Origin of the sequence: Kitasatospora sp. NPDC058478 (assembly GCF_042720345.1) — a bacterium.
Lineage (GTDB): Bacteria > Actinomycetota > Actinomycetes > Streptomycetales > Streptomycetaceae > Kitasatospora.
Genome location: NZ_JBHXML010000013.1, coordinates 94,421 through 111,661 on the forward strand (window position 1 = coordinate 94,421; position 17,241 = coordinate 111,661).

Annotated in this window: 20 protein-coding genes and 2 pseudogenes; 8 read left to right on the forward strand and 14 right to left on the reverse strand. The window is 73.8% G+C overall.

The features are described 5' to 3' along the window. The first annotated feature begins 67 nt into the window (after positions 1–67). Together ACFWPT_RS10140 and ACFWPT_RS10145 are read left to right on the forward strand one after the other, a co-directional pair. Entirely contained in the window at positions 68–655 is a 588-nt protein-coding gene (locus ACFWPT_RS10140; RefSeq protein ID WP_380480888.1) for a PadR family transcriptional regulator, read from the forward strand. Further along, on the forward strand, positions 648–2,267 hold the full coding sequence (locus ACFWPT_RS10145) for an FAD-dependent monooxygenase (RefSeq protein WP_380480890.1): 1,620 nt from the start codon (positions 648–650) through the stop codon (positions 2,265–2,267). Before ACFWPT_RS10140 ends, ACFWPT_RS10145 begins: the two co-directional genes overlap by 8 nt. Positions 2,268–2,324: 57 nt before the next feature. Here ACFWPT_RS10145 and ACFWPT_RS10150 read toward each other — a convergent pair. Further along, positions 2,325–2,693: pseudogene (locus ACFWPT_RS10150) on the reverse strand (SDR family NAD(P)-dependent oxidoreductase); the annotation flags it as partial. Between the two features lie 198 nt (positions 2,694–2,891). Continuing rightward, positions 2,892–3,455, reverse strand: coding sequence for a YbaK/EbsC family protein (locus tag ACFWPT_RS10155; protein ID WP_380480892.1), 564 nt, complete (start codon positions 3,453–3,455; stop codon positions 2,892–2,894). Between the two features lie 118 nt (positions 3,456–3,573). Between ACFWPT_RS10155 and ACFWPT_RS10160 the strand changes: the two genes are divergently transcribed. Beyond that, on the forward strand, positions 3,574–4,461 hold the full coding sequence (locus ACFWPT_RS10160) for a fructosamine kinase family protein (protein WP_380480894.1): 888 nt from the start codon (positions 3,574–3,576) through the stop codon (positions 4,459–4,461). Positions 4,462–4,500: 39 nt separating this feature from the next. Here the strand turns inward: ACFWPT_RS10160 and ACFWPT_RS10165 are convergent, their stop codons facing one another. The 5 genes from ACFWPT_RS10165 to ACFWPT_RS10185 all read right to left on the reverse strand — a co-directional run bounded on the left by ACFWPT_RS10165 (position 4,501) and on the right by ACFWPT_RS10185 (position 8,493). Continuing rightward, positions 4,501–5,046, reverse strand: coding sequence for a cupin domain-containing protein (locus ACFWPT_RS10165; RefSeq protein ID WP_380480896.1), 546 nt, complete (start codon positions 5,044–5,046; stop codon positions 4,501–4,503). Then, positions 5,039–5,929, reverse strand: coding sequence for an NAD(P)H-binding protein (locus tag ACFWPT_RS10170; protein WP_380480898.1), 891 nt, complete (start codon positions 5,927–5,929; stop codon positions 5,039–5,041). Before ACFWPT_RS10170 ends, ACFWPT_RS10165 begins: the two co-directional genes overlap by 8 nt. Beyond that, positions 5,926–6,519 (reverse strand): PadR family transcriptional regulator, encoded by a 594-nt coding sequence (locus tag ACFWPT_RS10175; RefSeq protein ID WP_380480900.1) that lies wholly within the window; start codon positions 6,517–6,519, stop codon positions 5,926–5,928. The genes ACFWPT_RS10170 and ACFWPT_RS10175 overlap by 4 nt, the downstream gene beginning before the upstream one ends. Positions 6,520–7,395: 876 nt before the next feature. Further along, entirely contained in the window at positions 7,396–7,605 is a 210-nt protein-coding gene (locus tag ACFWPT_RS10180; protein WP_063353001.1) for a DUF397 domain-containing protein, read from the reverse strand. A 24-nt stretch (positions 7,606–7,629) separates the two neighbouring features. Next, positions 7,630–8,493 carry a helix-turn-helix transcriptional regulator gene (locus ACFWPT_RS10185; protein ID WP_063353000.1) on the reverse strand — a complete coding sequence of 288 codons (864 nt, stop codon included), beginning with the start codon at positions 8,491–8,493 and terminating at the stop codon, positions 7,630–7,632. 262 nt (positions 8,494–8,755) lie between these two features. Between ACFWPT_RS10185 and ACFWPT_RS10190 the strand changes: the two genes are divergently transcribed. From ACFWPT_RS10190 to ACFWPT_RS10200, 3 genes are read left to right on the forward strand one after another with little or no spacing between them, the layout of a single operon-like run. Next, positions 8,756–9,196, forward strand: coding sequence for an ATP-binding protein (locus tag ACFWPT_RS10190; protein ID WP_380480903.1), 441 nt, complete (start codon positions 8,756–8,758; stop codon positions 9,194–9,196). Next, the gene (locus ACFWPT_RS10195; RefSeq protein WP_380480905.1) at positions 9,193–9,504 is read left to right on the forward strand and encodes a hypothetical protein; all 312 of its coding nucleotides are present in this window, start codon (positions 9,193–9,195) and stop codon (positions 9,502–9,504) included. Before ACFWPT_RS10190 ends, ACFWPT_RS10195 begins: the two co-directional genes overlap by 4 nt. Continuing rightward, positions 9,501–9,695 carry a hypothetical protein gene (locus ACFWPT_RS10200; protein WP_380378252.1) on the forward strand — a complete coding sequence of 65 codons (195 nt, stop codon included), beginning with the start codon at positions 9,501–9,503 and terminating at the stop codon, positions 9,693–9,695. The genes ACFWPT_RS10195 and ACFWPT_RS10200 overlap by 4 nt, the downstream gene beginning before the upstream one ends. A 67-nt stretch (positions 9,696–9,762) precedes the next feature. On the opposite strand, the gene ACFWPT_RS10205 is transcribed toward ACFWPT_RS10200, so the two are convergent. From ACFWPT_RS10205 to ACFWPT_RS10235, 7 genes and pseudogenes are all read right to left on the reverse strand, one after another. Further along, complete coding sequence (locus ACFWPT_RS10205; protein ID WP_380480908.1) at positions 9,763–10,341, reverse strand: maleylpyruvate isomerase N-terminal domain-containing protein; 579 nt, start codon at positions 10,339–10,341, stop codon at positions 9,763–9,765. A 50-nt stretch (positions 10,342–10,391) separates the two neighbouring features. After that, positions 10,392–11,235 (reverse strand): annotated as a pseudogene (locus ACFWPT_RS10210) (transposase); the annotation flags it as partial. A gap of 14 nt (positions 11,236–11,249) precedes the next feature. Next, entirely contained in the window at positions 11,250–11,777 is a 528-nt protein-coding gene (locus ACFWPT_RS10215) for a hypothetical protein (protein WP_380480910.1), read from the reverse strand. A gap of 190 nt (positions 11,778–11,967) precedes the next feature. Next, a complete protein-coding gene (locus ACFWPT_RS10220) occupies positions 11,968–13,083 on the reverse strand; it encodes a hypothetical protein (protein WP_380378246.1) in 1,116 nt (371 codons plus the stop codon). 162 nt (positions 13,084–13,245) lie between these two features. Then, positions 13,246–13,794 carry a DUF1707 domain-containing protein gene (locus tag ACFWPT_RS10225; protein ID WP_380480913.1) on the reverse strand — a complete coding sequence of 183 codons (549 nt, stop codon included), beginning with the start codon at positions 13,792–13,794 and terminating at the stop codon, positions 13,246–13,248. Between the two features lie 118 nt (positions 13,795–13,912). Further along, the gene (locus ACFWPT_RS10230; protein ID WP_380375873.1) at positions 13,913–14,395 is read right to left on the reverse strand and encodes a hypothetical protein; all 483 of its coding nucleotides are present in this window, start codon (positions 14,393–14,395) and stop codon (positions 13,913–13,915) included. A gap of 52 nt (positions 14,396–14,447) precedes the next feature. Then, complete coding sequence (locus ACFWPT_RS10235; protein ID WP_380480915.1) at positions 14,448–15,374, reverse strand: hypothetical protein; 927 nt, start codon at positions 15,372–15,374, stop codon at positions 14,448–14,450. A 120-nt stretch (positions 15,375–15,494) separates the two neighbouring features. Here ACFWPT_RS10235 and ACFWPT_RS10240 point away from each other — a divergent pair, with 120 nt between their 5' ends. Continuing rightward, entirely contained in the window at positions 15,495–15,806 is a 312-nt protein-coding gene (locus ACFWPT_RS10240; protein WP_063352995.1) for a helix-turn-helix transcriptional regulator, read from the forward strand. A gap of 168 nt (positions 15,807–15,974) precedes the next feature. Then, positions 15,975–17,228, forward strand: coding sequence for an MFS transporter (locus ACFWPT_RS10245; protein WP_380480918.1), 1,254 nt, complete (start codon positions 15,975–15,977; stop codon positions 17,226–17,228). Positions 17,229–17,241: the final 13 nt, after the last annotated feature.

A 17,241-nucleotide genomic window follows, 5' to 3' on the forward strand; every position in this document is an offset into this window, starting at 1 on the left:
GTAGTACGATCCGAGTATCACCGGTCCGGGCCCCAGCCCCGGCCCCCGCGTGCGACCACGGAGTGCCATGACCGCCAAACGACCCGCCAACCCCCTGGCCCTCGCCCTGCTCGGCCTGCTCCTCGAACAGCCCCTGCACCCCCACGCCATGGCCACCACCCTGCGCGAGCGCCACCTCGACCAGGCCTTCAAACTGACCACCGGTTCGCTCTACGACACGGTGCGCGCCCTGGCCCGCGACGGCTGGATCGAGGCCACCGACACCGAACAGGTCGGCGCGCGCCCCGCCCGCACCGTCTACCGCCACACCCCCCAGGGCCGGCAGTACTTCACCCAGTGGCTGGACGAACTCATCCGCGAACCCTCCCGCGAATACCCGAAATTCCTGTCCGCCGTCAGCTACCTGGGCGCCCTGGGACCGCACCGCGCCGCCCAGGCCCTGCGCGAACGGGCCGCCGCCCTGCAGACCCGCATCACCGAGAGCGAACAGGCCCACCACAGCGCCACCCACGAACACCACGCCCCCCGACTGTTCGTCATCGAGGCCGAGTACGCCCACGCCATGCTGCACGCCGAACGCCAATGGGTGCTGCGCACCGCCGAGGAGATCGAACAGGGCACCCTGGCCTGGCCGGAGGCCGCCCCCGATGCCTGACACCCCCGCACCCGCCCCCGCCGCCACGCCCGCCCCCGCGCCGGCCCCCACCGGGCAGCGCTTACCTGCCTCCGGTACCAGCGCCGTCGGGGCCGGTGAAGCGGACGTCCTGGTCGTCGGCGCCGGCCCCGCCGGCCTGATGCTGGCCTGCGAACTGGCCCTGGCCCGCGTGCGCACCGTGCTCCTGGAACGCGACCCGTCCCCGCCCGGCTTCTGCCGCGGCTTCAACCTCAACGCCCGCAGCCTGGAACTGCTGGAACGCCGAGGCCTGGCCGAGCGCCTCCTCGCCGAAGGCCCCACCGTGGCGACCACCGCGTTCACCGCACAGGCCCGCCTCGACCTCGCCGCCATGCGCACCCGCCACCCCTACGTCCTGGGCATCGCCCAGACCAGGGTGGAGGAGATCCTCACCGAACACGCCCGCCACCTGGGCGTGCGCATCCTGCGCGGCCACCGCCTGAGCGCCCTCGACCTCGACGACGACGGCGTCCACGCCCACACCGACACCCCCGACGGCCCCGCGCTGCTGCGCGCCGGCTGGCTGGCCGGCTGCGACGGCGGCCGCAGCACCGTGCGCGAACTCGCCGCCATCGCCTTCCCCGGCACCCCCGCCCGCCGCTTCACCCTGCTCGCGGACGTGGTCCCGACCGACCCCCAGCAGATCCCCTTCGGCGTGAACACCGGCCCGGGCGGCACCGTGTTCGCCATCCCCAGACCCGGCTACCTCCGCCTGCTCACCGCCGACCCCCACCCGCCCCGGGACCGGCACGAACCGCTCACCCTGCCCCGCTTCCAGCAGGCACTGGACCACGCCCTGGGACGCCGCGTCCCGATCGCCCGCGCCCACTGGCTGACCCGCTTCGGCGACGCCGCCCGCCTGGCCGAACGGCTGCGCCGGGGCCGGGTGCTGCTGGCCGGGGACGCCGCCCACATCCACCCGCCCGCCGGCGCCATCGGCGTCAACGCCGCCATCGACGACGCGATGAACCTCGGCTGGAAACTCGCCCTCGTCGCCCGCGGACAAGCCCCCCAAACCCTCCTGGACACCTACCACAGCGAACGGCACGCGGCCGGCGCCAGACTGCTGCGCAACACCCGCGCCCAGGCGCTGCTCGCCGGCGACGACGAGGAACTCGCGCCGGTGCGCGACCTGCTCGCCGAACTCGCGCAGGCCAAGGAGACGGCCGGCCCCCTGGCCGAGGAGATCACCGGCATCGCCACCCGCTACCCGGCCCCCCACGGCAGCGGCCACCCCTGGGAGGGCGCGATGGTCCCGGACATCCCCCTGCAGCGCGACACCCTCCAAGACGGCGCCCTGATACCGCTGCTGGCCCGCACCGGCGCCGGCGCCCTGCTCCTGGAGGACACCACCGCCACCGAGGCGCTGCGCGCGGCGGCCGCCCCCTGGGCGGACCGGGTGAGCGCGGCGGCGGTGCGGCCCGGCGCCCTGCCCGACACGTCCGCGGTGCTGGTGCGCCCGGACGGCCACGCCGCCTGGACCGCACCGCCCACCGCACCGCCCCGGGCCGCCGCCGAACAGCTGCTCGCGGCCCTGCACCTGTGGTTCGGGCCGGCGGCGGTGCCGGTGCCGGGGGCGCCCGGCCTCCCGTAGGATCCGGCCGCTGTCGCGCAGCCGTGGCAGCACCCGCTGGGTGAGGAAGAGCGGCGCTTTGACGTTGACCGCGACCATCTCGTCGAACTCCTCGGGGGTGAGGACCTCGATCGGGCGCCCCATGAGGTTGAGCCCGGCGTTGTGGACCAGGATGTCGATCGCCGCTTCCCCGTGCGCGCGCAGCCCGGCCGCCGGCCCGGCCATGAGGGTGTCCACGTCGCCGGGAACGCCCAGTTCGGCGTCCACGGTGAACGCCCGGCCGCCGGCCCCGGCGATGGCCGTGGCGCTCTCCTTCGCCGCCGCCTCGTTGCTGCCGTAGTGCACGGCGGCCAGGGCGCCGTCCCGGGCCGGGCGTTCGGCGATGCCCCGCCCGATGCCCCGGCCGGCGCCGGTGACCAGCGCGACCTTCCCGCCGAGGTCTCGCATGTCCACCCCTTGATCATGTTCCGCCGAGACCCCACCGTTTGACCCGACAAGGTCGGACTCACCCGAGTTTGACGTTCACTCAGGCCACGCGGGGGTGACGCCCTTTCCCGGACACGGACACGGACACGGACACGGACGCGCACGCCTCGGCCCCAGGCCGGCGGGCCGTCGCCCGAGCCGGTCCCGCCACCGCCGGGCTCAGGCGGCCAGGCCGGGGAGGACCTCGGCGCCGGGCAGCCGGGCCGCCGCCCAGCCGGGGAGGATCAGCTTGCCCCGCCGCCGCCCGCTGCCGATGAGCACGTGCGGGGCGGCGGCCACCGCCTCGTCGACCAGCAGCGGCCAGCCGCCCGGCAGGCCGACGGCGGTGATGCCGCCGTACTCCATGCCGGTGGCGGCGACGGCGACGTCCACCGGCGCGAAGGAGGCCTTGCGCGCGCCCAGGTGCCTGCGCACGGCGGTGTTGACGTCCAGGCGGGTGTCGGCGCGCACCAGGCAGGCGGCCAGGGTGACGTCGCCGCCGCGTTTGGCGGCGACCACCACGCAGTTCGCGGAGAGCTCCAGCGGCACGTCGTAGGCCTGGCAGAACACCGCGGTGTCCGCCTTGTCGGGGTCGGTGTCCACGTACAGCACGGATCCGGCCCACCCGTGCGCGTCCGCGTTCGTCAAGGCGTCGGTGACGGGGGCGGCGAGGTCGTCGCAGACCTCGACCGCCGTGCGGACGAGGGTGAAGTTCCCGAACGGGGCGCGCACGTTCTCGTTCATGAAGCGGACTGTACCGCGCCCCCGGCAGGCCTGGCGCGGGCCCTGCCGCTGCCCCTGGGGCGGCGAAATCCGGTGCCGGCCGGAGTCGGTGGCGCCGGGCGCGGGGAAGGGGCCCGCCATGGAAGATCTTGCACAGAACATCGATGAGGCGGCCGCCGGACAGGACGGTCCGCCGCCGCACCTGCTCCCCGGCCCGCCGGCGCACGCGGTGCGCCTGGCCGGCGGCGCCGCGAACACCGTCTGGCTGGTCACCCTGGCCGACGGCGGACGCGTGGTGGTGAAATCCACCCCGGCACTGGCCCCCGACGCGTACGCGAAGGAGGCCCAGGGCCTGCAGGCCCTGCGCACCCACGGCGCCCTGCCGACCCCGCGGGTGCCGGCCCTGCACCCGGACGGCCTGGTCCTGGAAGCCCTCGAACAGCCGCCCGCGCACGACACCGCCTTCTGGGAACGCGCCGCACACGCGCTGGCCGGCCTGCACACCACCACCGGACAGCGCTTCGGCTGGGCCGAGGACGGCCGGCTCGGCCGCCTGGCACAGCGCAACCCCTGGACCCAGGACGGACACGAGCTCTTCGCCCGCCACCGCCTGCTGCGCTACCTCGACGAACCCCTGGCACGCCAGGCACTCGGACCCCGGGGCCGCGCCGACCTGGAACGCATCTGCGACCGGCTGCCCCGACTCCTCCCCGCCGCACCGCCCGTCCTCACCCACGGCGACCTGTGGCACGCCAACATCCTCGCCCGCCCGGACGCAACACCGGCGTTCATCGACCCGGCGGTGTCCTGGACATGGGCGGAGACGGACCTGAGCATGATGTTCTGCACCGGCGGCGTCCCCGCCCGCTTCTTCGACGCCTACCGCGAACACCACCCCCTCACCGACGGCTGGCAGCACCGCATGCGGCTGCTCCACCTGCGCGAACAGCTCAGCTGCGCCGCCCACTTCGGCGCACGCGACGGCCACACCGGCGACCTCCTCGACGTGCTGCGCACCTACCGGTAGCGCGGCCGCCCGTCCGGCCCGGTGCCCGCTGCGCCGTCCTCAGCGGCCTTCTCGTCTGTGGTGGTCCTGCGGTGCGTCGGGGACCAGTTCCTGGTCGTAGCGGGCCAGGAGGGTCTGCATCGTCCGGCGGTCGGGGCGGCCGCCGGCGGCGAGGGCGGCGGCCTCGATGAAGAACTCCTCGAAGCCGGCCGGGGTCAGCGTCACCAGGATCGTGGCGGGGGTGTCGCCGATCGCGGTGAAGGAGTGCGGGTGGGTGCGCGGGACGTGCAGGAAGCCGCCGGGGCCCGCCTCGGTGGTGTGCTCGTCGCACCGCAGGCGGAACGCGCCGCTGACGACGTAGAACGTCTCGTCGTGGCCGCGGTGCAGGTGCAGTGGCGCGCCCTGGCCGGGTTCGAAGGTGGACTCCAGGACGGCGATCGATCCGCCGCTCTGGGCGCCCGCGAGTTTGACGACGTACGGGCTGCCCGGCACGTGGTGGCGCCCGCCGTGCCCGGGGGCCAGGGCGACGGGTTCGCGGTGGACGCCGCCCCGGCCGGGCTCCCGGCCAGACTCCCTGCCGGGTTCCGCGCGGTGGGGGTCAGCCACGGCCGGGCTCCGCGCCGGGGTCCTCGGTGAACTCCCCGGTGAACTCCTCGCGGTGGCGTTCGGCCCAGGCCCGGAACGGTGTCGCGGCGCGGCCGGTGAGCTGCTGGACCGCGGGCGTGACGGTCGCGGCGAACGGTTCGAGGGAGGCGGCGCGCAGCGCCATGACCGCGTCGGCGGTCTCCGGGCGCAGGCCGTGGTCCAGGAGTGCCTGGCGGGCGGCGGGGGGTGGGATCTCGGTGAAGTCCAGTGGGGTGCCCAGGACTTCGGCGAGCGTCGTGGTCATCTCGCCGGGGGTGAGGGCCTGGGGGCCGGTCAGCAGGTGGGCCCGGCCGTCGTGTCCGGGCCGGGTCAGGGCGTGGGCGGCGGCCGCGGCGATGTCGGCGGGGTCGATGACGGACACCCGGCCGGCGGCGAACGGGGCCCGGACGGTGCGGGTCGCGCGGATCGCTCCGGCCCAGGCGAGGGTGTTGGACATGAAGCCCATCGGGCGCAGGAACGTCCATGCCAGGCCGCTGTCCTGGACGGCCTGTTCGCCCGCGCGGTGCCAGCGGGCGACGGGGTCGTCCGCGTCCGGGTCGGCGGCCCGGCCGGAGGACAGCTTGACGACGGCCTCGGCGCCGGCGCGGGCGGCCGCGGCGGCGAGGTTGGCGTCGTGGCGCGGGATGTCGGGGCCGTCGGAGAGCAGGAACACCTTGCGCACGCCCCGCAGGGCGGCGGCCAGGCTGTCCGGCTCGCCGAGGTCGGCGCCGACGACGTCCACGCCGCCTGGCAGGCGGGCCCGTTCGGGGCGGCGGGTGGCGGCGCGCACGGGGGCGCCGAGGGCGGCCAGGTGGCCGACGAGGGCGCGGCCGACGGTGCCGGTCGCGCCGGTCACGAGTATCACAGGGTCCTCCCAGTGTCCTTCGGCAGGCTGTTCTTCGGCAGGGTGCCCTTCGGCAGGGTGTTCTTCGTCAGGGTGTCGAGCAGGTCGTCGTGCCAGGCCAGGTCGGCCTTCAGGCGGGCGAGGCAGTGCTCGAAGATCCACGGTTCCAGGCCGGTCAGGTCCGGCCGGGCGGCCTCGAACTGCTCCTCGAACAGGGCCACTTGGTCGGCCACGGCCTGCCGGCGCGCGGCGACGGCCCCGGCGAGGTCCTCGTCCGTGAGGTCCGCGGTGTACTGCAGGGCCAGGTCGACCGGGTCGGGCAGCAGGCGCACCTTGCGCAGGGCGGCGTCGCGCAGGGCGGCGAGCTCCCGGCGGCCCTGGTCGGTGATCGCGTAGACGGTCCGCTCGGGCGGGTTGCCGACCTTCTCGTTGCGCACCACCTCGACCAGGCCGTCATCGGCCATCCGGTGCAGGACGCTGTAGAGCGATCCGGGTTTGACGTCGGTCCACAGCTCGGTGCGGTCGAGCTGTGCCGCCTGGCGGATCTGGTAGCCGTGCATCGGCCCGCCCCGGGCCAGCGCGCTGAGTGCGAAGAGTCGCGAAGTGCTCACAGTGTTAGTCGAACACGACTACGGGCCATAGTCAAACGCGATTATGGGCGGGGTGCGGGTGCGGGTGCGGGTGCGGGTGCGGGTGCGGCCGGGGCGTGGGAAGTCGGCCGGTCCGACTTCCCACGCAGGCGCGTCCGCTGCCGGGGGCGGGCGCGACTCGGGGCGAATCGTTCCTGCGGCCCCGTTGCTCCCCGCAAGGGGCCGCCGGTACAACAGGGTTGGCCGTCCCGGCTGTCTCCAGTACCTGTGCGGGGCGGTCGTGGCCACCGTGGTGCGGGTCGGGCGGGCCGGTCGGGTCGGAGATCGCGGGCCCGGTACGCCGATGGGGTCGGCGGGGCGGGTCGTCGGGCCGGACGGCATCCCCGTGGTGCTGCGGTTGTACGGACCTGTTCACGGCCTTCCGCCGGACGGCGGCGCGGCCTGTTCCGACGGCTTTCCGGTCTTTCTCGTGCTCGTTGTTCTGTTCGGCCTGGTGATCCTGCCGGTCGAGGCGGTGGGGTGGGTGCGTGGGACGCCTCGCTACCGGTTGAGCGTCGAGGTCGGCGGGCCGCGGCCGCGCAGTCTCGTGCTCGGTTTCAAGTCCAGGGCGCAGGCGCGGGATTGCCGCCGGAGCCTGGCTGTCGGCGTCGGCGAGCACGGCGGGGGAGCGGTGCCCCGCACCCCGCAGGGCGGCGAGGGCGGACTGAAGCGCGAGAAGTCGGCCGGTCCGACTTCCTGCGCGGAACCACCGGTTTGCTGCGGGCCCGCGCCCTGCCGGGTCGCCTGTTCGGCTCCCGCTCAGAGGCCTGGTGGATCCGCTGGGACGGGTCCTTCGCGCTCACGGTACGTCGCAGCCCCGGCCGCGCGGCCGGGGCTGCGACGGGGGTGGCTGGCGGGTCAGGCGGTGGGGAAGTCGCCAGCCTTGACCCCGGTGAGGAAAGCGGACCAGGCGTCGGCCGGGAAGACCAAGGCCGGGCCGCTGGGGTCCTTCGAGTCGCGGACGGCCATGCCGCCAGCGACGACGTTCCCCGCCTCGACGCACTCGTTCGCCTGTGCGCTGTAGCTGCTCTTGTACCAGCCCCGAGCGGAGATCTTCGGCTTGGTCATGCGCTCACCCTCTTGTCTGATCTCTTAACTCGCTGTCTCTGCCGCGATTGCGGTGATCATATCCAGCGACTGGGCGGGGTTCAGGGCTGACGATCGCAGGTCCTCGAAGACGAGCCCGTAGCCGTCGAGTTCTGCCTCTCGTTCCAGGTAATGGCTGCTCGTCAGATTCTCCAGAAACACTGCTCCCGAGGTAGGGGAGCCAGTGAATCCGTACATCACGAATGCCCCGCAGGCGCCAGCGGTCGGACCGATGTCGAGCGGAACCACTTGCAAGGTGACGTTGGGGAGTTGCGCCGCTTCGACGAGGTAGCCCAGTTGCGCGCGGTGTGCATCGGCGCCGCCCACCGGGCATCGGAGGGCCGGCTCCCAGATGATCGCGCAGAGTCGGGCCGGATCGGGCTTGGTCAGAACCTCCTTGCGTTCCATCCGGAGCCTGACCAACTGGTCGATGCGTTCCGGGCGGACAACAGCCGGGTTGGCCTGAAGCAGAGCGCGGGTGTAGTCCTCGGTCTGCAACAGGCCTGGCAGGACCAGTGGCTGCCAGTTCCGGATGTAGCGAGCGTCTGCTTCCAGATCGAGGAAGTCCACATAGGCGGGCGGGATCGTATCGCCGTGGTCGTGCCACCAGCCGCGCTTCTTGCTGTCGCGGGCCAGCGTCTCAAGGGAATCGCGGTCCCTCGGCTCCGTGACGCCGTACAGGTCCATCAGGACGCCGAGGTCCAGTCGGCGGATCCCGACCGCGCCGGTCTCTATCCGGCTGATCTTCGCGCGCGAGCACGCGAGCGCGGACGCGGCGTCCTCGGTGGTCCTGTTCGCTGATTCCCGGAGCCGACGGAGCTCCGACCCCAGGCGGCGGCCGCGGACGGTCGGCCTCGGTTCGTCGGTCATGCGCGATTCCTCCCTTGAACTGCCCAGTCTGCCCCGTGACGGACCGTCGGGGCCACGCGCCTCGCAAATCTGCACGGTTGCAGTCGTTCTTGTTGCAGACGGCATTGGCGCAGTGGCATGCTACAGGCAGTAGTCCATGAAAGACACAGCGTGATCATGATGGATCGTCGCCCGGGCATCCCCATGCCCGCCGACGGTCCTCGGGCCTTGCCTCACGTGCCCGGATCACGCTTTCCCGCTCCGCCGCCGAGGAGGCGTCGCCATGTCCGAAACGCTGAAGATCCCGCCCCCCGCCGTGGGGGAGTACTCCTGCTGGCTGTCGCGCCACCAGAAGTCCGTGCCCACCGCGCGGGGGCTGCTGCGCGGCTTCCTCTCCCACCACCAGGGGGGTGAACTGTTCTCCGACTACTCCGGGTTGGTGCTCGGCGAACTCGTCACCAACGCCGTCCAGCACGCCCGCACCCCGTCCGACCGGCTGCTGTTCGTGCGCTTCGCCCTCTCGGCCGACGACCTCAGGATCGAGGTCCACGACGCCGACTCCCGGCAGCCCGTGCTGCGTCGCGTCAACGGGGACGAGGAATGCGGGCGGGGGCTGTGGCTGGTGTCCGAACTCGCCCTCCAGTGGGGCTGCCGACCGTGCGCGGGCGGGGTCGGCAAGGCGGTGTGGGCGGTCCTCGGACCCCAGAGCGGCGCCGCCGCGTGACCACCATCCCGCCGCGCGACTACCCGCACCCGGTCACCGTCGAGATCGGCGGCGTCACCGAGACCGCCACCTTCACCCGGCTCGCCGACGCCCTGGCGGCCGTGCGCACCGCCCTGGCCCGCCTTCCCCTCGACGACGACCACGCCGCCTACCTCGCCGACCTGTTCGCCCCCGAATCCACCGCCCTCATCTCCCGCCGGCTGACCGACTTCGGCGCGCTGCGCACGATCGCCTTCGTCGGCATCCACGCCCACCCCATCCACCTGCGCCCCGCTGACGGCATCGACGAGCTCCCGGACCCGAGGTGAGGCGCAGCTGCGCCCGGGTCGTGAGGTGGTGGTGCCTGCGCGGCCAGTTCTCCCTGCCCGTACGGGCGTTGAGTCCGGGGCGCCGCGCCGCCCACGCCGAGATACGGCGCTGGGCGGCCGCCCCGGGCAGTGCCGAGGCCCTGCTGCGGGCCGTCGCCGACCGCGCCGCCCGCCAGGCGCCCTCGCGCTAGTTGTGCTGTGACCGGGACCGTTCGCCGTGTACGGGGGCGCCTCTCAGTCTTCCTGCGAGAGGTCTGATCACTCGGCCACTGCCGCGCGCCAGATCCATGAGGTGCGGCGGGGGCGGTCTTCCAGATCGCCCCGGCCGGTGCACCAGAGGAGGACATGGGCCGGGTCACCGGGTGGAGCTTCGGGGAAGAGCCGGTGGAGTACCGCCGCGCAGAGCGGCGCCGGGGGCAGCCATGGCACGCCCAGCCCCTGGGTGATGTCGTGGGTGTGCAGGAGCACCTCGGCGACACCCATTGCCGCAAAGCCTGACGGGTCGCAAGGACCCCAGTGCCAGGCCCGCGCCTCCGGGCCGGCCGTGGCCAGTGCACTGCCGAGCAGCCCTGCGCAGGCGGTGACCACCTGGAGCACCTCGCGTGGGGAGCTGTCCGGGCGGACGGCGAGGTCGAAGGGCAGGTAGGCGTCCGTCGGGCGTGCGGCGATCTGCCCGGCGTAGGCCAGCAGGTCATGGGCGATGTGGGCGGCCGTCGTCCAGCAGCTCCATTCCAGCGGACCTGCCGGTACCGACCAGTCCTCCGCGTCGTGCGGGCCAAGTACCCGCATCATCTCGGTCACGGCCTCGTTGACGTCTCGGTTGTCGATGTAGCGCATCCGGCGATGCTACGGCTGCGACAGGAGGGTTCATCCGTCCACGGTTGGGCTGCCGCGCTTGCGAGGGGGCGTCCGCCCCGGCGGAGGCCCTTCTCGCCGGGGATGCGTGCGCGTTCACGGCGTTGGGCGGCCAGGACGTCGGGGTGGCGGGGTGGCGGGCGTTGGCGTTGCGCCAACGGAGGCGGCGGTGCAGTTCACGGTTCTGGACGGGGCGGTTGGGGTGGCTGGAGTTGGCGAGGGTGAACTGGCGCAGCGGTCCGAAGTGCGCCTCGACGGGGTCGGCCCAGGAGGCGTTGGTCGGGGTGAAGCACAGCTCCACCTTGTTCTTCCGGGCCCACTGGCGGATCTCGGCGCCCTTGTGCGTGGAGAGGTGTCCACGATCGCGTAGATCGGGGCGCCGTCGGGGCGGGCGGCGCGGATCGACTTGAGCGCGGCCAGGCTATCGGCGGTGCCCTTGCGGCGACGGTTGACGCCCCAGAGGGTGTCATCGCCGATGGAGTAGCAGCCGTGGAAGTAGGTCATGCCGTGGGTGTGGTGGTAGGTCGCCGGGACCCGGTCCGGCCGGCCCTGCTCGGCCCAGCAGGATCCGCCGGTCGGGCGTATGCCGAGCGGCCCGAACTCGTCGAACGCGAAAACGCGGTCAGGGAAGCGGTCCGGGACGTGCTCGATCCGGTCCAGCGCGGCGTCGCGGCCGGGGTCGGTGGACTCCTTCCAGGTCTTGGCCCGCCGGAAGGTGGCGCCGCGTCGGGCGGGCAGGCAGCGCAGGGCCTCGCGGTCGATGCGGATCACCCGGCCGTGGACCTTGCGGATGTAGGCGGCGAGCTTGCGGATGGACCAGCGGGTGAAGGGCTGGGCGAGCTTGGTCGGGCGGGTGGCGGCCGTCTGGACGACGAACATTGGATGGGATGTCAGCCCCCGTCCAATCGGCCCCAGCCTTCGCCCAGGCAGGAAGCCGGTGAACCTATGCGGTCAGAGCGCTGGCGTCCGTCCCGCGCTGCTGCGGGGCGGAGAACGGGATCGATCCCGGCCAGACTGTCGCGCAGCCGACGGGCCCCCAGGGCGACGCGGTCGTCGGCGGCCCGCGACAGCTCCTCGCACAGCCGTACCGCGTCGTCCCGGTCGTCGGCGAAGACGCCGAACACATCGCGGACCGCGGTGTGGATCCAGTCGCCGTGGTTGTCGTCGGCCACTGCCAGTGCGGACGCGACGATCGCCAGCCCGGCCAGGTCGTTTCGCCGCAGCAGGGCTTGTGCGCTCACCCGGGTGACGAAGGTGTCGCCTGCGTCGAGCACGAGCGCCAGCAGCGGCCTGCGGGCCTCCCTCAGCTCGGCGAAGCCTGCCAGGGCGCGACCGGCGTCCGCCCGGTCGCGGTAGTCGCGGCTGCGCCCGAGCTCGGCGAGCGCCGCGACGGCCGCCCGCCGCATGTCCCCGTCCATCTGTCTGTCCACCCCTTCCGAGAGGTCCGGCGAAAGTACCACCGGGGCGCTCCGCGGGCTGATCCGCCAAGATCGGCCGGACAGGGCCTAGCCGCAATGCCACTGACTTTGCGGTCCTCCGCGACCCTCCGACCGAGGCATCGCCACAGGTCAGCGGCTCGCGATCGCTGTTAAGTCAGTGGCATTGGACCTAGCCGAACAGGACGGCCAGCCGGGTCCGGTCGTCCTCGGGCCGCAGGAGCAGCGCGTGGCTCCTGCCGCTCGCGGCCGCGCCGACGAGGACCGGCAGTCCCCAGTCGGCTCCCAAGCGCGTCTCGCGTCCCGTGACGGAGTCGCGGTAGCGGTCTGGAGCGCCGGCCCACAGCGCCACCGGGGTGGCGCCGTCCAGGACCAGCAGGCCGTTCGTGTGCTCCGTCGTGAAGCGCAGCGCGTGGTGCCCGGGGCCGTGGACCGGCCAGACCGCGAAGGGCCCGTCCGGCAGAACGCCGGCCGGAGCAGTGGACCGGGCGCCGGTGCCGTCGAGGCGGACCGCGCTGACCCGGCCGTCGTCGGCGACGGAGTACAGCAGCGCCGAGCCGTCGGAGTGGGCTTCGGCGAGCAGCAGAAACGCCTCCTCGGGGTCCCGCAGGACGGGACGTTCCCGCTCGACGGCGAGGGTGTCCGGGGTGAGGATGCGCAGCGTCGCGGGTCCCGCCGGATCCGCGTCCAGCGCGAGTACTGCCAGCTGCGCCCCGTCGGTGCATACCACCGCGTACTGCGACTGAGGCAACGGCAGCCGCACCGGGCGGCGGACCCGCCACCGGGGCCCGCCGGCGCCGGACTCCAGGTCTGCCGCCTGGACCCGGGACGGCCGGCGTTCGTCGAAGACGTCGTCCAGGTGCCAGAAGGCACGGTCGCCGATCCACCCGACGAAGTCGCCCGCGAAGGCGGAGGTGCGCGGCGGTTGTTCCCACCTGCCCCGTCCCCGCAACGGCAGGAGGGTGTCGGGCTCTTGGTCCACGCCGTCCTGGAGCACGGACATCCGAACCCAGGGGTTGCCGTCCGGGCCGGTGTACAGGGCGGGATTGACGCCCTCGTGCTCCACCGTGATCTCCTCCACACCGTCCGGACCGACCGTCAGGTAGAGGGTGTCGTCACCGCCGTCCGCCCTGTGCCGGTTGGCGGCGACCACCACCGCCTCGCCCGCTCCACCGCAGACGCTGCGGAACGACAGCCCGCCCTCGTCCCTCAGGGTGACCAGCCGAGCGCCGGAGGCCGTGTCGATCCGCCACTCGACCGGCGAGGAAGCGGAGGTCAGTTCACGCATGCAGCCCATCTTAGGGAGGAGGCCGGTCGGGCCGACGGCGCGGCGAGCGGGACGCGGCGGCCCGCACGGCCGTCCCCCGGCGGTCACACCGCTGTTCGCGCAGCACGACCACCGCGTCGTCGCCCTGATCCAGTTGCGGCGCCGGTCGGCCGGGCCGGGGCCTCAGCGCCGAGCGTGGCGGACCTTCAGCCGTCCGAACCCGGTGGTCCCGGAGATCCGGATGGTGGGGCCGCCGGGGGTGGGGTGCCGCGGGGGCTTGTAGCGGGCCTCCTTCCAGCCGGCGTGCATGCCCTCGATGTCGACGACCGCGTCGTGGGGCACCGTGATCCTGGCGCCGCCGGTGCCGAGTTGCAGTTCGATGTCGACGACCGGGTGCTCGAAGATCGCCCGGGACAGGTCCAGGTGCACCCTGCCGAGCGCGGAGACGACCTTGAGGGTCCGGGGCACCCGCCAGGCGCCGCTGCGCCGGATGCGTCCCGTGGCGGCGCCGATCGTCGCCTCGGTGCCCGCACCCGCGCCCGGCTCGGGGAGCGAGGCCAGGGACCGTGCGAGTGCGCCCTGCGTCCTGGCGGTGAGCGCCTGGTCGAGGCGTTCGTCCATCTCCTCGTGGGAGATGCGCCCTTGGCTGTACGCCTCTTGCAGGCGTTGCACGGCCGTGTCGCGGTCGTCGTCGCCGGCCAGGGGCGAGAGGTCTTCCGGCAGCGAGGTCACCGCCACAGCCTAGCGCCGCGCCTGCGCTGCGAACCCGCCAAGGCCCCTGGCGGGAACGGCCGGTGCCGCGCGGAGCCGGTGCGCGCAGGATCGCGGCCCCGCGTCGGGCGGCGTGCGGTCAGCGCAGGGCGGCGAGTTCGCTGACGCGCAGGGTGGGGGTGCCCAGGAAGAGGTCGGCAGGTGCCGGGCCGTGGGCGATGTTGAGCGTGTCGAGCCGGTAGGTCCACGCGCCGTCGTGCGCGTGGGCGAAGCGGTAGTTGATCTGCCAGCGCAGCCATTGCCCGCGGGCCAGGCGCAGTGCCGGGGGGCGGCGCCGTCGGCGCGGCATGCCGAAGGGCGTCGCGACGAGCTGGACCCGCAGCAGGTGGCCGGCCTCCTGGAGGAGCACGCCGGTGTCCGTGCGGGAGCCGGGTGTGCTCTCGTGTGTCAGGGAACGGGGCCGGAAGCCGTCGGACTCGTGCATCCGGACCTCGTGGACGAGGGGCGGTGAGCCGGGCGGCAGCAAGAAGGCGGTCGGGGCCGCGTTGCGCCGGGCGGCTTCGGGTCCGCCCCGGGACTGTCCGGTCCATGACGTGCGGACCCACTGCATCACCGTTTCCACGGGGCCGATCCTGCGGCAGGGCGGTGCCCGGGCGCCACGTCGTTTCGGCGGCTCACGGCAACGGCCGGGGCCGGGCGGGTGGGCCTGACGGCAACGGCCATGCGCGGGTGGGCGCGTAGTCGGCCTTGAGGCTGTGCAGCTGGGCGGCGAGCAGGCGGCCCGCCGCCCCGGCCAGGCCCTGGCGGTCCGTCACCGGATGCGGACCGTCCAGGAGGGACATGGTGAGGCGGTAGGTCGACAGGGCGCTGTCCGTCCGGGCCCCGGTCTGCTCCCGGGACGGTGCGCGGGACAGGACCAGTACCGCCGGCTCGCGGTTCTCGGCGATGGCGGCGCCGAGGCGGGCGTGGCCGTCCAGGACCGCATGGCAGTTGAGTCCGCTGAACCACCAGAGCAGGACGGGCGCCAGGATGCCCTCCCGGGCCTGCTTGCGGCAGGCCTTCACCCGGGGGTCGTCGGGTGGCGGCATCCGGCGCAGCGGCATGACCCGCCACGAGCCGTCGAACCAGTCGATGTAGCCGTCGGGATGGCCGTCGAGCAGCAGGGAGCGCCACTGGCCGCCCGGCCCGCCTGCGGCCGGTGCCATCCCCTCGCGGGCGAGCCGCGGGGAGAGCACCCACGGCCCCTCGTGGAGCGGGCCGGAGGCGCGGGCGTGCAGGGCGCCGGCGAAGCGGTGTGCCCAGCGGGCGTACCAGGACGGCCCTCCCGGCCCGGCGACCGAGCACGCCTCGGCGACCGCGCGTGCCTCGGCGGCCCGCAGGGGGGCGATGGGGGAGCGGTAGTGGTCCGTGCGGGAGTACTCGACGCCGCACCGGTCGTCGTCGATCCTGCCGGTGAGCACCACCCGCGGACCCTGCGACAGGACGATCAGGTTCCCGTTCGCCGTCCGCGGCCGCAGCCCCGGTTCGGTGGCAGGGGGGAGCTCCAGGCCCAGGCCGCCCCAGGATTCGCCGTCGGCCGCTGTCAGATTCCTCCGGTGCACCGGCCGATCCTAGGCGCCGGCAGGCCCGCGTCGCCCCGCCCGGCCCGGGTTGACACGTTTCTTCACATCTAGAATATTGGATGCGTCATCTGGTCGAGGGTCGGGCGAAGGGAGTGCGCGGTGGATCCGCTGGCCGTTCACAAGGCGCTCGCCAATCCGGCGCGGGCGGACTTCCTGCGCTGGCTCAAGACGCCCGAGCGCTACTTCGACGAGGACTACTACCGCGAACGCGGCGTGGGCTTTCACATCGGCGTGTGCGTGACGGACATCCGGGAGAAGTCCGGGCTCGCCCAGTCCGTGGTCTCCGGCTACCTGCAGATCCTGCGCGACGCCGGACTGCTGGTGTCCGAACGCGTCGGCAAGTGGACCTTCTACCGCCGCGACGAGGAGACGATCGCCGCGTTCGCCGCCTACGCCCGCGACGAACTCTGACGCTCCGCCCCCTCAGGGGCGCACCCCACCGCCCCCGCCGGGGCGGCCCGGGTTGCGCCCTTCCTTTTCGCCCCATTCCATCTAACTATCTAGATTTGTAGCCCTGTGCGTGGGGGGCGGGTGCCGTGCGCCCGCACACCCCGCGCACCGGGCGGACGGAGGCAGCACATGGCAAAGACCGGCCCCGCCGTCCTGACGCTCTCCCTGGGAGTGTTCGGGATCATCACCACCGAGATGGGCGTCGTCGGCGTCCTGCCCCGCATCTCCGAGGACCTCGGCGTCACACCCTCCGCCGCCGGCTGGCTGGTGGGCGTCTTCGCCCTCGTGGTCGCCGCCACCGGGCCGTTCGGCACCCTGCTGGCCTCCGGCCTGCGCCGCAAGGCCGTCCTGGCGGGCGCCCTGGCCGTCTTCGCGCTCTCCAACGCCGTGTACGCGCTCACCGACGACTTCGCCGTGATGTTCGCCTTCCGGATCCTGCCCGCGCTCTTCCACCCCGTCTTCTTCGCCGTCGCCCTCACCACCGCCGCCAACCTGGTCCCCGCACACCGCGCCACCCGGGCGGCCACCACCGTCTTCGCCGGCGTCACCCTCGGCTTCGCCTTCGGCGTGCCGCTCACCTCCTACCTCGCCGAACACGCGGGCCTGGCCGCCGCGTTCTGGTTCGGCGCCGGCGTCAACCTGCTGGCCTGCCTGGGCGTCCTGCTCCTCCTGCCCGCCACCCCCGCAGCGCCCACCACCCCCACCACCCCCACCACCCCCGCAGCGCCCGCCGGCCGGCGCCCCTCCTACCGGGGCCAGCTGGCCATCCTGCGCCGGGGCCGGCTGTGGCTGTCGATCCTGGCCGTCGTGTGCGTGTTCGCCGCGATGTTCTCCGTCTACGGCTACTTCGCCGAATACCTGGAACGCGTCACCGGCCTGAGCGCCTCCCTGGTGGGCGCCGCGCTGATGGCCTTCGGGATCGTCATGGTCCTCGGCAACCTCCTCTTCGGCCGCCTCCTGGAACGCGACCTGCTGCGCACCGTCACCGCCTTCCCCGCCCTCTACGTCCTCCTCTACGCCCTGCTCTACGCGATCGGCCCCTGGCCCGCGCCGATGACCGCCGGCGTCCTGCTCTGGGGCGCGGTGCACTCCGGCGGACTCGTCGTCAGCCAGAGCTGGCTGGCCCGCGACGCCCAGGACGCACCCGAGTTCGGCAACAGCCTGTTCATCTCCTTCTCCAACCTGGGCATCACCGCCGGCAGCGCGGTGGGCGGCCTCGTCGTCTCCACCGCCGGCGCCCGCCACCTGCCCTGGGCCGGAGCGGGCTTCGCCCTCGCCGCCCTGGCCGCCGTCCTGCTCCGCCGCCGCCTGGGCCCCGGCGCCCCCGCCGCCCCCACCGCCCCGGCGCCGCAGGCGCAGGACGCACCGCCCGCCACCGTCTGAGCCGGCCGGCCAG